11 protein-coding genes are annotated in these 13,519 nt (G+C 67.8%); 6 read left to right on the top strand and 5 right to left on the bottom strand.

Annotation, left to right across the window (positions count from 1 at the left end):
• Nucleotides 1-23 precede the first annotated feature (23 nt).
• Nucleotides 24-413: a glycine cleavage system protein GcvH gene (gene gcvH, locus AT700_RS27155; RefSeq protein ID WP_003107397.1), complete on the top strand. Its 390-nt coding sequence runs from the start codon at nucleotides 24-26 to the stop codon at nucleotides 411-413.
• Nucleotides 414-586: 173 nt separating this feature from the next.
• The gene (gcvP, locus tag AT700_RS27150) at nucleotides 587-3,463 is read left to right on the top strand and encodes an aminomethyl-transferring glycine dehydrogenase (RefSeq protein ID WP_019395818.1); all 2,877 of its coding nucleotides are present in this window, start codon (nucleotides 587-589) and stop codon (nucleotides 3,461-3,463) included.
• Nucleotides 3,464-3,497: 34 nt separating this feature from the next.
• Here the strand turns inward: gcvP and AT700_RS27145 are convergent, their stop codons facing one another.
• The 4 genes from AT700_RS27145 to AT700_RS27130 form a co-directional block, all read right to left on the bottom strand.
• Nucleotides 3,498-3,827, bottom strand: a complete 330-nt coding sequence (locus tag AT700_RS27145; RefSeq protein ID WP_003118034.1) for a DUF2388 domain-containing protein — start codon at nucleotides 3,825-3,827, stop codon at nucleotides 3,498-3,500.
• Between the two features lie 131 nt (nucleotides 3,828-3,958).
• A complete protein-coding gene (locus AT700_RS27140) occupies nucleotides 3,959-4,411 on the bottom strand; it encodes an NfeD family protein (RefSeq protein ID WP_048521734.1) in 453 nt (150 codons plus the stop codon).
• A gap of 221 nt (nucleotides 4,412-4,632) precedes the next feature.
• Nucleotides 4,633-6,417, bottom strand: a complete 1,785-nt coding sequence (locus AT700_RS27135; protein WP_003096276.1) for a GspE/PulE family protein — start codon at nucleotides 6,415-6,417, stop codon at nucleotides 4,633-4,635.
• A gap of 37 nt (nucleotides 6,418-6,454) precedes the next feature.
• A complete protein-coding gene (locus tag AT700_RS27130; protein ID WP_003100082.1) occupies nucleotides 6,455-7,819 on the bottom strand; it encodes an inorganic triphosphatase in 1,365 nt (454 codons plus the stop codon).
• Between the two features lie 113 nt (nucleotides 7,820-7,932).
• Here AT700_RS27130 and AT700_RS27125 point away from each other — a divergent pair, with 113 nt between their 5' ends.
• The 3 genes from AT700_RS27125 to argE all read left to right on the top strand — a co-directional run bounded on the left by AT700_RS27125 (nucleotide 7,933) and on the right by argE (nucleotide 11,177).
• Entirely contained in the window at nucleotides 7,933-8,610 is a 678-nt protein-coding gene (locus AT700_RS27125) for a TIGR00153 family protein (protein ID WP_003100081.1), read from the top strand.
• Between the two features lie 44 nt (nucleotides 8,611-8,654).
• Nucleotides 8,655-9,923, top strand: coding sequence for an inorganic phosphate transporter (locus AT700_RS27120; protein WP_009314471.1), 1,269 nt, complete (start codon nucleotides 8,655-8,657; stop codon nucleotides 9,921-9,923).
• 99 nt (nucleotides 9,924-10,022) lie between these two features.
• On the top strand, nucleotides 10,023-11,177 hold the full coding sequence (gene argE / locus AT700_RS27115; protein ID WP_003136032.1) for an acetylornithine deacetylase: 1,155 nt from the start codon (nucleotides 10,023-10,025) through the stop codon (nucleotides 11,175-11,177).
• On the opposite strand, the gene AT700_RS27110 is transcribed toward argE, so the two are convergent.
• Nucleotides 11,150-11,851, bottom strand: coding sequence for a MarC family NAAT transporter (locus AT700_RS27110; protein WP_003096266.1), 702 nt, complete (start codon nucleotides 11,849-11,851; stop codon nucleotides 11,150-11,152). The genes argE and AT700_RS27110 overlap by 28 nt on opposite strands.
• Nucleotides 11,852-12,187: 336 nt before the next feature.
• Between AT700_RS27110 and argA the strand changes: the two genes are divergently transcribed.
• Nucleotides 12,188-13,486 (top strand): amino-acid N-acetyltransferase, encoded by a 1,299-nt coding sequence (argA, locus tag AT700_RS27105; RefSeq protein ID WP_003096265.1) that lies wholly within the window; start codon nucleotides 12,188-12,190, stop codon nucleotides 13,484-13,486.
• Nucleotides 13,487-13,519: the final 33 nt, after the last annotated feature.

Below are 13,519 nucleotides of genomic sequence, written 5' to 3'. Positions count from 1 at the left end.
CCCCCGACTTCGAGGAAAACAAGATGAGCAATATTCCCGCCGAACTGCGTTACGCCCAGAGCCACGAATGGGCTCGCCTGGAAGCCGACGGCAGCGTTACCGTGGGCATTTCCGACCATGCCCAGGAAGCCCTTGGCGATGTGGTCTTCATCGAGCTGCCGGAGCTGGGCAAGACCCTCGCCGCCGGGCAGGAAGCGGGCGTGGTCGAGTCGGTGAAGGCCGCCTCCGACATCTATTCGCCGATCGGCGGCGAAGTCATCGCCATCAACGAAGCCCTGGCCGACACCCCGGAAGACGTCAACAACGACCCGTACGCGTCCTGGTTCTTCAAGCTCAAGCCGAGCAATCCGGCCGAGCTGGACAAGCTGCTCGATGCCGCTGGCTACCAGGCCGCCGTCGACGCGGAAGGCTGAGCCGCCGCGTAGTCGCGACAAAACCCGCTATCCTTGGACAAGGCCTCGATCATTCGAGGCTTTGTTCTTTTTGCAGCGGCGAAATGCGTTTTCGCCGTCGTTGCTTTCTCATTCGATATCCGTTCGGCGACGATCGCTGGCAGGGCGATGCCGCCCCCAACGAGACCGAAGCCATGTCGCAGACGCCGTCCCTCGCCCAGCTCCAGCCCGCCGATGCCTTCCTGCGCCGCCACCTCGGCCCCGATCCTGCGGAACAGCAGGCCATGCTGGACTTCCTCGGAGTTTCCACTCGCGCCGAACTGATCGTGCAGACGGTGCCGCCGGCGATCCGCCTCAACCGGCCGCTGGAACTGCCCGCCGCGCTCGACGAACAGGCCGCCCTGGCGCGCCTGCGCGGCTACGCCGGGCTCAACCAGCGCTGGACCAGCCTGATCGGCATGGGCTACTACGGCACCGTGACGCCGTCGGTGATCCTCCGCAACGTGCTGGAGAATCCCGGCTGGTACACCGCCTATACGCCCTACCAGCCGGAAATCGCCCAGGGCCGCCTGGAAGCGCTGCTGAATTTCCAGCAACTGACCATCGACCTCACCGGACTCGACCTGGCCAGCGCCTCGCTGCTCGACGAAGCCACCGCCGCCGCCGAGGCCATGGCCCTGGCCAGGCGGGTGGCAAAGGCCAGGAGCAACCGGTTCTTCGTCGATGCGCATTGCCATCCGCAGACCGTTTCGGTGTTGCGTACCCGCGCCGAGGCGTTCGGTTTCGAGCTGGTCGTCGACGAGCCGGACAATCTTGCCGCCCACGCGGTGTTCGGCGCCTTGCTGCAATACCCGGACAGTCGCGGCGAGATCCGCGACCTGCGCCCGCTTATCGAGGCGTTGCACGGCCAACAGGCGCTGGCTTGCGTCGCCAGCGACCTGCTCGCCCTGTTGTTGCTGACCCCGCCGGGGGAACTCGGTGCCGACGTGGTGCTCGGCAGCGCCCAGCGCTTTGGCGTACCGATGGGCTACGGCGGGCCGCACGCGGCGTTCTTCGCCACCCGCGAAGGGTACAAGCGGGCAATGCCGGGGCGGATCATCGGCGTTTCCCGCGACGCCCGCGGCAACCCGGCGTTGCGCATGGCCCTGCAAACCCGCGAGCAGCACATCCGTCGGGAAAAGGCCAACTCGAACATCTGCACCGCCCAGGTGCTGCTGGCCAACATTGCTTCGCTGTATGCCGTCTACCATGGGCCACAGGAGCTGAAACGCATCGCCCAACGCGTCCAGCGCCTGACCGCGCTGCTGGCGGCGGGCCTGAAAAGCAAGGGACTGCGGCGGCTCAACCGGCACTTCTTCGACACCCTGACCTACGAGGTCGGCGAGCGTCAGGCGGCGATCCTCGAACGGGCGCGGGCGGCACGGGTCAACCTGCGCGTGGTCGACGACCGGCGGCTGGCCCTGAGCCTCGACGAAACCTGTGACGCGGCGACCCTGGCGACCCTGTTCGAGATCTTCCTCGGCGCCGGCCACGGGCTGGATGTCGCGCACCTGGATGGCGGGGCGGTGGCCGACGGCATCCCGGCGGTCCTGCAACGCACTTCGGCCTACCTGCAGCATCCGGTGTTCAACGCCCACCACAGCGAGACCGAGATGCTTCGCTACCTGCGCCAGCTGGAAGGCAAGGACCTGGCGCTGAACCAGGCGATGATCCCGCTCGGCTCCTGCACCATGAAGCTCAACGCCAGCAGCGAAATGATCCCCATCACCTGGCCGGAATTCGCCGAACTGCATCCGTTCGTGCCGCGCGAGCAGGCCGAGGGCTATCGCCGGATGATCGACGAACTGGAAGCCTGGCTGCGGGCGATCACCGGCTTCGACGCCATCTGCATGCAGCCGAACTCGGGAGCACAGGGCGAATATGCCGGGTTGCTGGCGATCCGCCGCTACCACCAGAGCCGCGGCGATAGCCAGCGCGACATCTGCCTGATCCCCGCATCGGCGCATGGCACCAACCCGGCCTCGGCGATCATGGCCAGCATGCGGGTGGTGATCGTCGAGTGCGATCCCCGCGGCAACGTCGACCTCGACGACCTGCGCCTCAAGGCGGCCGAGGCGGGCGACCGGCTGTCCTGCCTGATGATCACCTATCCCTCGACCCACGGCGTCTACGAAGAGGGGATAGGCGAGATCTGCGAAGTGGTCCACCGCCACGGCGGCCAGGTCTACATGGACGGCGCCAACCTCAACGCCCAGGTCGGCCTGGCGCGACCGGCGGACATCGGCGCGGACGTCTCGCACATGAACCTGCACAAGACCTTCTGCATCCCCCATGGTGGTGGCGGGCCGGGCATGGGGCCGATCGGGGTCAAGCGGCACCTGGCGCCGTTCGTCGCCAACCATCCGGTGATCCGCGTCGAAGGGCCGAACCCGCTGAACGACGCGGTCAGCGCGGCGCCCTGGGGCAGCGCCAGCATCCTGCCGATCAGTTGGATGTACATCGCCATGATGGGCCCGCAGCTGGCCGACGCCAGCGAGGTGGCGATCCTCTCCGCCAACTACCTGGCGAACCGCCTGGACGGGGCGTTCCCGGTGCTCTACCGCGGGCGCAACGAGCGCGTCGCCCACGAATGCATCCTCGACCTGCGACCGCTCAAGGCGCAGACCGGGATAACCGAGGAAGACGTGGCCAAGCGCCTGATGGACTACGGCTTCCACGCCCCGACCATGTCCTTCCCGGTGCCGGGCACGCTGATGGTGGAGCCGACCGAGAGCGAGTCGAAGGCGGAGCTGGATCGTTTCGTCGAGGCGATGCTGAGCATCAGGGCCGAGATCGGCAAGGTGGAGAGCGGCGCCTGGCCGGCGGAGGACAACCCGCTGAAACGGGCGCCGCATACCCTGGCCGACGTCACCGGGATCTGGCAGAGACCCTACGAGATCGCCGAGGCGGTGACCCCGAGCGAACATGCGCGGGCGTTCAAGTACTGGCCGGCGGTTAACCGGGTGGACAACGTCTACGGTGACCGCAACCTGTTCTGCGCCTGCGTGCCGCTGGACGACTACCGCGAGTGACCTCGCCTCCGGGCGGAGGCGAGGTCGCCGTGGCCTACTGCTGGACGGCGGACTGCTCGCCGCCGGCGAGGATCGCGCTGGCCAGTTCCATGTCGCTGGCCTGCAGGTCCGGGTTGTCGTTGCGCAGCTTCTGCAGGGCGGCTTCCAGGTACGGCCCGCGGATCGCGCCGTCGCTGGCGATGTAGCTGCCGGCGTCGTCCTGCGCGGCGACGATCAGCTTGTGGTCGTGGCGGAAGGTCAGGTAGGTGGAGGCCGTGGTGGCACCCGAGGAAATGATGTTGCGCCAGAAGGTATCGGCCATGGCCGAGCCCAGCGGCAGGGCGGCGATGACCAGGGTGGTGGCGGCGAGTTTGACGGAACGCATGGGGGAACTCCTGATAGGGGGCTGCGTGTTACATCAGATCGCGTTTGCCGTCCCGGAGTTCCAGCGGGGATGACCGTCCGGTCGCTTTTTCCGCTGCCGTACAGCCCCCGCCGGCCGGGAGCTACAGCGATTCAGGGCGCGGCAGGCTCGACGTGCAGCAGGGCGCCGTCCTGGCCGGTGACCCGGACCAGGGCGCCGCGCGGCAGGTCGGGACCGCTGACCAGCCACGACGCGTCCTCGACGCGCAGCTCGCCGAGCCCGCCGACGATCGCCCGGTGCAAGGGAAAGGTGCGGCCGAACAGGTCGTCGCCGCGTCGCTGCAACCCTGGCGTTTCCTCGACGCTACCGGCCTTGCGGCGACGGCGCCGATGCAAGGCGGCGACCAGCCCGGAGAGCAGGACGAACAGCCCTACCTGCCAAGGCCAGGCCAGTCCCGGCAGGAGCGCGTCGAGCGCACCGACACAAGCGGCGGTGAGGCCGACCCGCAGCAGATAGCCGCCGGCACCGAAGATTTCCAGGAGCAGGAGGACGGTACCGAAGGCCAGCCAGTCCCAGAAGTCCAGGCGTAGCAGCAGGATTTCCATCGGCCGGCCCTCAGCGCCGGCTCGGCGGCCGGCCGAGCCATATCGGGCCAGGGACGCCGCTCGCGGCTCGCCGCAGGTGCGGTGCGCCACGGCTGGGGAGCGTCGGCGCGGGGACGGCGGGGGTAACGCTCGTCATCGTCTACATCCTTGTCTGTGGGCCTGGCAGGCCCGTCCGGCGTTGTGCCGTGCAACCGTCGGAACTCCGCCGACGGGATGTGCCGCTACTTCTGTTCGCTCTGCGGGGTCACCCGCAGTACTTCCTCCAGCGTACTGATACCTGCGGCGACCTTCTGCGCGCCGGACAGGCGCAGGCTGCGGGTGCCTTCCTTGTACGCCTGGCGGCGCAGGGCGACCAGGTCGGTGTCGGCGGTGATCAGTTCTTTCAGGCTATCGCTGAGCAGCATGATTTCATAGACGCCGGCGCGCCCGCGATAGCCGGTGTCGCGGCACTCCAGGCAACCCACGGCCTGGTGCGCGCCGCTGGGCGGCGGGGCGCTCCAGGGGCGGGTCAGTTCGTGCCAGTCGCTGTCCGCCAGTTGCATCGGCGCCTTGCAGTGCGGGCAGAGCGTGCGCACCAGGCGCTGGGCCATGACCCCTAGCACCGTGGCGCGGATCAGGTAGTAGGGTACGCCCAGTTCGAGCAGGCGGGTGATCGCCGTGGGGGAGTCGTTGGTGTGCAGGGTGGAGAGCACCAGGTGCCCGGTGAGCGCCGCCTGGATCGCCATCTCGGCGGTCTCCAGGTCGCGGATCTCGCCGACCATGATGATGTCCGGGTCCTGCCGCAGCAGGGCGCGTACGCCGCTGGCGAAGGTCAGGTCGATGTTGTGCTGGACCTGCATCTGGTTGAACGAGGGCTCGATCATCTCGATCGGGTCCTCGATGGTGCAGACGTTCACCTCATCGGTGGCCAGTTGCTTGAGCGTGGTGTAGAGCGTGGTGGTCTTGCCCGAGCCGGTGGGGCCGGTGACCAGGATGATGCCGTTGGGCTGGCTGGTCATGCTCTGCCAGCGGCGCAGGTCGTCGGCGGAGAAGCCGAGCTGGTCGAAGCTCTTGAGCAGCACCTCGGGGTCGAAGATGCGCATCACCATCTTCTCGCCGAAGGCGGTGGGCAGGGTCGACAGGCGCAGCTCCACCTCGGCGCCGTCCGGGGTCTTGGTCTTGACCCGGCCGTCCTGCGGCTTGCGTTTCTCCGCCACGTTCATCCGTCCCAGCGACTTCAGGCGGCTGACCACCGCCATGGTCACCTGCGGCGGGAACTGGTAGACGTTGTGCAGCACGCCGTCGATACGGAAGCGCACGGTGCCCTGCTCGCGGCGCGGCTCGATGTGGATGTCGCTGGCGCGCTGCTGGAAGGCGTACTGGAACAGCCAGTCGACGATGGTGACGATGTGCGCGTCGTTGGCGTCCGGCTCCTGGTCGGCGGCGCCGAGGTTGAGCAACTGCTCGAAGTTGCCGACGCCGCTGATCTTCTGGTCCGGCGAGGTGGCGCCGCTGACCGAGCGGGCCAGGCGGAAGAACTCGACGGTGTAGCGCTGGATGTCCGCCGGGTTCGCCACCACCCGCTTGATCGGTCGCTTGAGCACATGCACCAGGTTGCTTTCCCAGCCCTGTACGAAGGGCTGGGCGCTGGCGATGGTGACTTCCTCCGGACTCAGCGCGACGGCGAGGATGCCATGGCGCTGGGCGAAGGCGTAGGACATCAGCGGAGTCACCGCGGCGACGTCGATCTTCAGCGGGTCGATGCGCAGGTAGGGCTGGCCGGCGTACTCGGCCAGCCACTGGGTGAGGGTCTCCAGGTCGAGCTTGCGTCCGGGGCGCTTGAGATCCTCGACCTGCTGCGCGGCGAGGAACTCCAGCGGATGCTGCTGGTTGCGCACCGCGCTGCGGCGGATCGCCAGGCACTGTTCGGCCTGCTCCTGCCCGACCCGGCCCTGGGCGACCAGCTCGCGGAGCAGGTCGCCGAGGTCCAGCAGGCGGTCCTGGGCGGCGGTGGCGAACACGGACATGCAGACTCCCTTCGGATGATGGCGGTAGCGGCGAAGCTTATTTCATCAGCGCCTTCCAGGGTTTGAGCGTCAGCACAGTATGGGCCTGCGTGGCGCGGGCAGCCAGGCGCTCGGCATCGACAGGTTGCCGCAGCAGCTCCAGCAACTTGGCCAGTTCGCCGTAGAGGCGGTCGGCTTCCGGCAGGTCGAGCACGCCGCGCGCCAGGCGCAACCAGGTAAGCATGCGCTGCAGGCGCGGCGCTTGGTCGGGGAGCAGCTCGGGATGCTGGTGGGCGCGCGCCAGCGGCGTGGCCTGGGCTTCTTCGGCAAGGCTGCGCAGCAGCCACTTGCCCAGCGCGGCAGAGCCCTGGCGGTTGCCGCGCTCGTTGCGCGACTCGGTCCAGGCCTTGGCCAGCAGCCAGCGCGAGGCATTCAGGGAGAACAGGCCCCAGCGGGTCTCGTCGAGTTCGCCGCGGAACAGTTGCGGCGCCTGCTGGCGTAGCGTCTCGTCGTCACGGCCGCGCTCGATGCGCGGCGCCCAGTCGGCGAGGAGAGCGTCCAGCGCTTCGCGCAGCTCGCGACTGCTGGCGCGTGGCACCGCCTGGCCGAGGCTGCCGAGCAGGGTACGCAGGTCCTGCAGGTGTTGCAGCCAGTCCTCCAGCAGGCGCCAGTGGCCGTTGAAGCGATACTGTTCGGCCAGTCGCTGGCTGCTGCCGAGCAGGTACCAGGCGATGGCGGCGAAGGCACCGTCCAGCGGGGTTTCCGCCAGCAGTTTCTGGGCCGGGGGATCGACCTCGTAGCTGTTCGGATCGAACAGGCGGTAGCCGCGCTCGGCCTTGCTGATGTCGCAGGGCATCAGCGGCAGGTCGGCGGCCAGTTCCGCGGCCAGCTCCAGCAGCGCGGCGGCATCGCCCTGGCGCAGTTCCAGCTCCAGTTCGCAGATTTCCTCCTGGTTGTCGCCGGCGACCACCTTGCCCAGGTCGAGCGCCGCCTCCACGACTACCCTGGCCTTGCCGCGGCCCCAGGCGATCTCGGCGCGCTGGCGGACGAAGTCGGTGCTGAAGATCGGCTTGAGCTGCTTCTTGTCGAGATCCTTGAGGGCCGCCGGCCAGCACTTGTCGTCGAGTTTCTTCAGGTCGAGCTTGTTCTTTTCCAGGTACCAGTCCCACTCGTTGCGTTCGGACAACCCGGCCACGCTCTGCCCGCGGCTTTTCAGCGTCTGGATGTACTGCTCGCCGTCGCGGCGCATGCGCAGCGCGACCTTGGCCCGGGCCAGCTCGCGGCCGGGGGTGTCGTAGTACTGGTTGTACAGTTCGCGGCGCTCCCAGCCCGATTTGTTGCGCTTCTTCAGCAACGGGTGCTCCTGCAAGGCTTCCAGGGTGGCGCGGCTGACGCGGAGTTTGATTTCGGTTTCTTTCTGCATGGGGCGATGTCCGGCTCGGGACGCCAGGCGTCCGCGGGTGAAGGTGTTCCAGATCAAAGGCGCGCGGGGTGGGTGGCCTATACTTTTCGGCATTTCCACCAGGGAGGCGTTCCATGCCGACCAATCCGTTCATCAGCCTGTTCGGCCGTTCGCCGATCGGGCCGATGCAGCAGCACATCGCCAAGGCCCACGAATGCGCGGCCGGCCTGTTGCCGTTCTTCCGCGCGGTGATCGCCGAGGACTGGGCGCAGGTCGAACAGGTTCAGCAGGACATGGTGCGACTGGAGCAGGAAGCCGATCGGCTGAAGAAGAACGTCCGGATGCACCTGCCCAAGAGCCTGTTCCTTCCGGTGCCGCGCTCCGATCTGTTGGAGCTGCTCAGTGTACAGGACAAAGTCGCCAATCGCGCCAAGGACATCGTCGGGCTGATGCTGGGCCGGCGCATGCGCATCCCGTTGCCGCTACAGGGCCAGATGCTCGCCTATGTGCAGCGCTCGGTGGACGCCAGCGCCCAGGCGTTGCGGGTGGTCAACGAACTCAACGAACTGCTCGAGACCGGCTTCGGCGGGCGCGAGACCAGCCTGGTGGAGAGCATGGTGGAGGAACTCGAGGCGATCGAGAACGACACCGACCGCATCCAGGTCGAGGTGCGCCGCGAGCTGTTCCGCCTGGAAAGCGAGCTGCCGCCGGTGGACGTGATGTTCCTCTACCAGATCATCGAATGGATCGGCGATGTCGCCGACCGCGCCCAGCGGGTCGGCAACCGCTTGGAGCAATTGCTGGCGCGGTGAGCGCCGGTCTTCTTTCCGACCCTGCCTGCACACGGATACCGCCCATGTCCCTGATCGCCGACCACGGCTTCGCCTTCCTCGTACTCGCCTGCCTGTTCGGTTTCTTCATGGCCTGGGGCGTCGGCGCCAACGACGTCGCCAACGCCATGGGCACTTCGGTGGGCTCGCGCGCTCTGACCATCCGCCAGGCGATCCTGGTGGCCATGGTCTTCGAGTTCTGCGGTGCCTATTTCGCTGGTGGCGAAGTCACCGAAACGATCAGGAGCGGCATCGTCGACCCGCAGTACATGACCCCCGACCTGCTGGTCTTCGGCATGCTCTCGGCCTTGCTGGCCGCCGGGGTCTGGCTGTTGCTGGCGACGATCAAGGGCTGGCCGGTGTCGACCACCCACTCCATCGTCGGCGCGATCATCGGCTTCGCCTCGGTCGGTGTCTCGGTGCACGCGGTGCACTGGGGCGCGATCGGCCCGATCGTCGCCAGTTGGGTGGTGACGCCGGTGCTGTCCGGGCTGCTCGCCTTCGCCCTGTTCAGGAGCGTGCAGTGGCTGGTACTGCATGCCGAGGACCCGTTCCGCAGCGCGCGCCGCTACGTGCCGCTGTACATGTTCCTGGCGGGCTTCATGGTCGCGCTGATGACCGTCGGCAAGGGCCTGAAGCATGTCGGCCTGGAGCTTTCCGGCATCCAGACGCTGGGCCTGGCGTTGCTCGCCGGTGGCCTGGTGATGGGCCTGGGCATCGTCCTGCTGTTGCGCATCCGACCCACTGGCGGAGCCGATCCGCGTGGCGGCTTCGCCAGCGTCGAGCGGGTCTTCGCGGTGCTGATGATCTTCACCGCCTGCTCCATGGCTTTCGCCCATGGCGCCAACGACGTGGCCAACGCCATCGGCCCGGTGGCGGCGGTCGTCGCGGTGGTCCAGGCCGGCGGCGACCTGGAACTGGTGACCCGCTCACCGGTGCCGTCCTGGGTACTGCTGCTGGGTGCGGTGGGCATCGTCATCGGCCTGGCTACCTATGGCTACCGGGTGATCGCGACCATCGGCCGGGAGATCACCGAGCTGACCCCCAGCCGCGGCTTCGCCGCCGAGCTGGCGACCGCCTCCACGGTGGTTGGCGCCTCGGCCATCGGCCTGCCGGTGTCCACTACCCATACCCTGGTCGGCGCGGTGCTCGGCATCGGCATGGCGCGCGGTATCGGCGCGCTCAACCTGCGGGTGATCGGCTCGATCTTCCTGTCCTGGGTAGTGACCCTGCCGGCCGGCGCGTTGCTGGCGATCCTGTTCTTCCTGGTCCTGCGCGCGCTGTTCGGCGCCTGAGCTCGGTCTTCGTCGGCTGGCGCAGGCGGAACCGGAACGGACGGTTTTATCCACCGCCGCGATAGGCCATGATGGGGCTCGATCCGTGTGGAGGGTCCCATGCCGTTGCCGTCTCTGAAAGACCAGTTCGGCGCGCTGATCGCCGCGTCTTCCGTCAGTTGCACCCAGCCCGAGCTGGACCAGACCAACCGCCCGGTGGTCGACCTGCTGGCCTCCTGGCTGGGCGATCTAGGCTTCCGCTGCGAGATCCGGGAAGTCTCGCCGGGCAAGTTCAACCTGCTGGCCAGCTACGGCAGCGGTCCCGGCGGGCTGGTGCTGGCCGGCCACACCGATACCGTGCCCTACGACGAAGCGCTGTGGAGCAGCGATCCGCTGCGCCTGGACGAGCGCGACGGCCGCTGGTACGGCCTCGGCAGTTGCGACATGAAGGGCTTCTTCCCGCTGGCCATCGAGGCCTTGCTGCCGCTGCTCGACCAGCCGTTCCGCCAGCCGCTGATGATCCTCGCCACCTGCGACGAGGAAAGCTCGATGGCCGGCGCCCGTGCCCTCGCCGAAAGCGGGCGGCCGCTGGGGCGCGCCACGGTGATCGGCGAGCCGACCAATCTGCGGCCGATCCGCCTGCACAAGGGGGTGATGATGGAGCGCATCGAGATTCTCGGGCAGAGCGGCCATTCGTCCGATCCGAACCTCGGGCGCAGCGCCCTGGAGGCGATGCACGCGACCATCGGCGAGCTGATGGCTCTGCGCGGGGAATGGCAGCAGGCCTGGAACAACCCGCAGTTCAGCGTGCCCCAGCCGACCCTGAACTTCGGTTGCATCCACGGCGGCGACAATCCCAACCGCATCTGCGGCCAGTGTTCGCTGGAATTCGACCTGCGCCCGCTACCCGGCATGCAGCCCGAGCAGTTGCGCGAGGCGATCCGCCAGCGCCTGCGGCCGCTGGCCGAACGGCACAAGGTGAGCATCGACTACCAGCCGCTGTTCCCTGCCGTGCCGCCGTTCGAACAGGCGCAGGACAGCGAACTGGTACGCGTCGCCGAACGCCTGACCGGGCATCGCGCCGAGGCCGTGGCGTTCGGTACCGAGGCGCCGTACTTCCAGCGCCTGGGCAGCGAGACCCTGGTCCTCGGCGCCGGCGACATCGCCTGTGCCCACCAGCCCGACGAGCACCTCGAACTGGCGCGTATCGAACCGATGGTCGGCGTGCTGCGCCGGCTGATCCAGCATTACTGCCTGACGCCCGCCGCCGACTGAAGCGCGGCGTGGCCGGCGACCAGCTCGAAGCCGCCGTTGATGACGAACTGCACGCCCATCGCCACCAGCAGGAAGCCGACCACTCGCGAGATGGCGTCGATCCCGGATTCGCCGAGGAACTTCATGATGCGCCCGGAGCTTTGCAGGGCGATCCAGAAGATCAGCGCGGTGAGCAGGGTGACGGTGATCGCCGCGAGGTGGATGAACAGCGGAATGCTTCCGTAGGTGGATTGCAGCGTCGACGCCGAGCTGACCACCAGGGCGATGGTCCCCGGCCCCGCGGTACCCGGCAGGGCCAGCGGAACGAAGGACAGGTCGCGGAAGTGCGGGGTGATCTTTTCCTCGTCCGACAGCAGGTCGTGCTGGACTTCGGTCTCGTCCGGCGTGGTGGCGGGGAACAGCATGGTGAAGCCGATATAGGCGACGATCAGCCCGCCGGCGATGCGCAGGCCGGGAATGGAGATGCCGAACACCTGCATCACCAGGCTGCCGCCGTAGAAGCTGACCAGCATGATCAGCGCCACGTAGAGGCTGGCCTTGAATATCTGCCGGTTGCGCTCCGCCGGCGGCAGGCTGCCGCCGAGGCCGAGCAGCAGCGAGACGCTGGTCAGCGGGTTGGCTACCGGGAGCACGGCGAGCAGGCCGACCAGGACGTGATGGAAGTATTCGCTCATGGATTTTCCTCGTTCGCGTGGGTGCGCGCCGGACGGCACGGCGAACGAGGCAGCCTAGCGAAAAAGCGCTGCGCGAGTTAACCGGGGTTTTCGGATAGTTTTTTTCAGAAATAGTGGTAAAACGGTTCGTTCCGGCCCCACGCCCCGTACCATGGTCGAATCCCGCGGCCGGGGGGCCGCCGAGGGTTTAAACTCGCGCGTGATCCATCCGTCTCGTTAACCAGAAAGTGAGGAGAAGCCTGTCGATGTTGCTGCGACGACGATAACGGCGCCCTTCGGGCCGTCCCGGCCGCTCACGCTTTGCTCTCGCTCACGAAACGACAGGCTTTCCCCACCATGCCCGACTACGTCAACTGGTTACGTCACGCTTCGCCCTACATCAACTCGCACCGGGACCGCACCTTCGTGGTCATGCTCCCCGGCGAAGGGGTGGAGCATCCCAATTTCGGCAATATCGTCCACGACCTGGTCCTTCTCCACAGCCTCGGCGCGCGCCTGGTGCTGGTGCACGGTTCGCGTCCGCAGATCGAGGCGCGCCTGGCCGCGCGCGGCCTGGCTCCGCGCTATCACCGCGACCTGCGAGTGACCGATGCGCCGACTCTGGAATGCGTCATCGACGCCGTGGGTAGTCTGCGCATCGCCATCGAGGCGCGGCTGTCGATGGACATGGCCGCCTCGCCGATGCAGGGCGCGCGCCTGCGGGTCGCTGGCGGCAACCTGGTCACCGCGCGGCCGATCGGCGTGGTCGAGGGTGTCGACTACCACCATACCGGCGAGGTCCGTCGCATCGACCGCAAGGGCATTGGCCGCCTTCTCGACGAGCGCAGCATCGTCTTGCTCTCGCCGCTGGGCTACTCGCCGACCGGGGAAATCTTCAACCTGGCCTGCGAAGACGTGGCCATGCGCGCCGCCATCGACCTGGAAGCGGAAAAGCTGATTCTCTACGGCGCCGAACAGGGCCTGCTGGACGCATCCGGCAAGCTGGTCCGCGAACTGCGCCCGCAGCAGGTGCCCGCGCACCTGCAACGGCTGGGCAACAGCTACCAGGCCGAGCTGCTGGACGCCGCGGCGCAGGCCTGCCGGGCCGGGGTCAAGCGCAGCCATATCGTCAGCTACACCGAGGACGGCGCGCTGCTCAGCGAGCTGTTCACCCGCACCGGCAACGGCACCCTGGTCGCCCAGGAGCAGTTCGAGCAGTTGCGCGAGGCGGGCATCGAGGACGTTGGCGGGCTGATCGAGCTGATCCGCCCACTGGAAGAGCAGGGCATCCTGGTACGCCGTTCCCGCGAGGTGCTGGAACGCGAGATCGAACAGTTCAGCATCGTCGAGCGCGAAGGGCTGATCATCGCCTGCGCCGCGCTCTATCCGATCGCCGATTCCGAGGCGGGCGAGCTGGCCTGTCTGGCGGTCAACCCGGAGTACCGCCACGGCGGGCGTGGCGACGAACTGCTGGAGCGGATCGAGGAGCGCGCGCGCGGACTCGGCCTGAAGACCCTGTTCGTGCTCACCACGCGGACCGCGCACTGGTTCCGCGAGCGCGGCTTCCAGCCCAGCAGCGTCGAACGGCTACCGGCGGCGCGGGCCTCGCTGTACAACTTCCAGCGCAATTCGCAGGTATTCGAGAAGAGCCTGTGATCCGCCGGCGCGTCCCTGGGCGCAGGGGCGCGC

Origin of the sequence: Pseudomonas aeruginosa, from assembly GCF_001457615.1 — a bacterium.
GTDB classification, from domain to species: Bacteria; Pseudomonadota; Gammaproteobacteria; order Pseudomonadales; family Pseudomonadaceae; genus Pseudomonas; species Pseudomonas aeruginosa.
The sequence above is the reverse complement of the archived record's forward strand: the minus strand, read 5'-3'. Positions and strand labels throughout refer to the sequence as shown.

Coding starts and splice junctions, on each gene's coding strand:
- gcvH (WP_003107397.1), top strand. CDS start 24: ATGAGCAATATTCCCGCCGAACTGCGTTACGCCCAGAGCCACGAATGG.
- gcvP (WP_019395818.1), top strand. CDS start 587: ATGTCGCAGACGCCGTCCCTCGCCCAGCTCCAGCCCGCCGATGCCTTC.
- AT700_RS27145 (WP_003118034.1), bottom strand. CDS start 3,827: ATGCGTTCCGTCAAACTCGCCGCCACCACCCTGGTCATCGCCGCCCTG.
- AT700_RS27140 (WP_048521734.1), bottom strand. CDS start 4,411: ATGGAAATCCTGCTGCTACGCCTGGACTTCTGGGACTGGCTGGCCTTC.
- AT700_RS27135 (WP_003096276.1), bottom strand. CDS start 6,417: ATGTCCGTGTTCGCCACCGCCGCCCAGGACCGCCTGCTGGACCTCGGC.
- AT700_RS27130 (WP_003100082.1), bottom strand. CDS start 7,819: ATGCAGAAAGAAACCGAAATCAAACTCCGCGTCAGCCGCGCCACCCTG.
- AT700_RS27125 (WP_003100081.1), top strand. CDS start 7,933: ATGCCGACCAATCCGTTCATCAGCCTGTTCGGCCGTTCGCCGATCGGG.
- AT700_RS27120 (WP_009314471.1), top strand. CDS start 8,655: ATGTCCCTGATCGCCGACCACGGCTTCGCCTTCCTCGTACTCGCCTGC.
- argE (WP_003136032.1), top strand. CDS start 10,023: ATGCCGTTGCCGTCTCTGAAAGACCAGTTCGGCGCGCTGATCGCCGCG.
- AT700_RS27110 (WP_003096266.1), bottom strand. CDS start 11,851: ATGAGCGAATACTTCCATCACGTCCTGGTCGGCCTGCTCGCCGTGCTC.
- argA (WP_003096265.1), top strand. CDS start 12,188: ATGCCCGACTACGTCAACTGGTTACGTCACGCTTCGCCCTACATCAAC.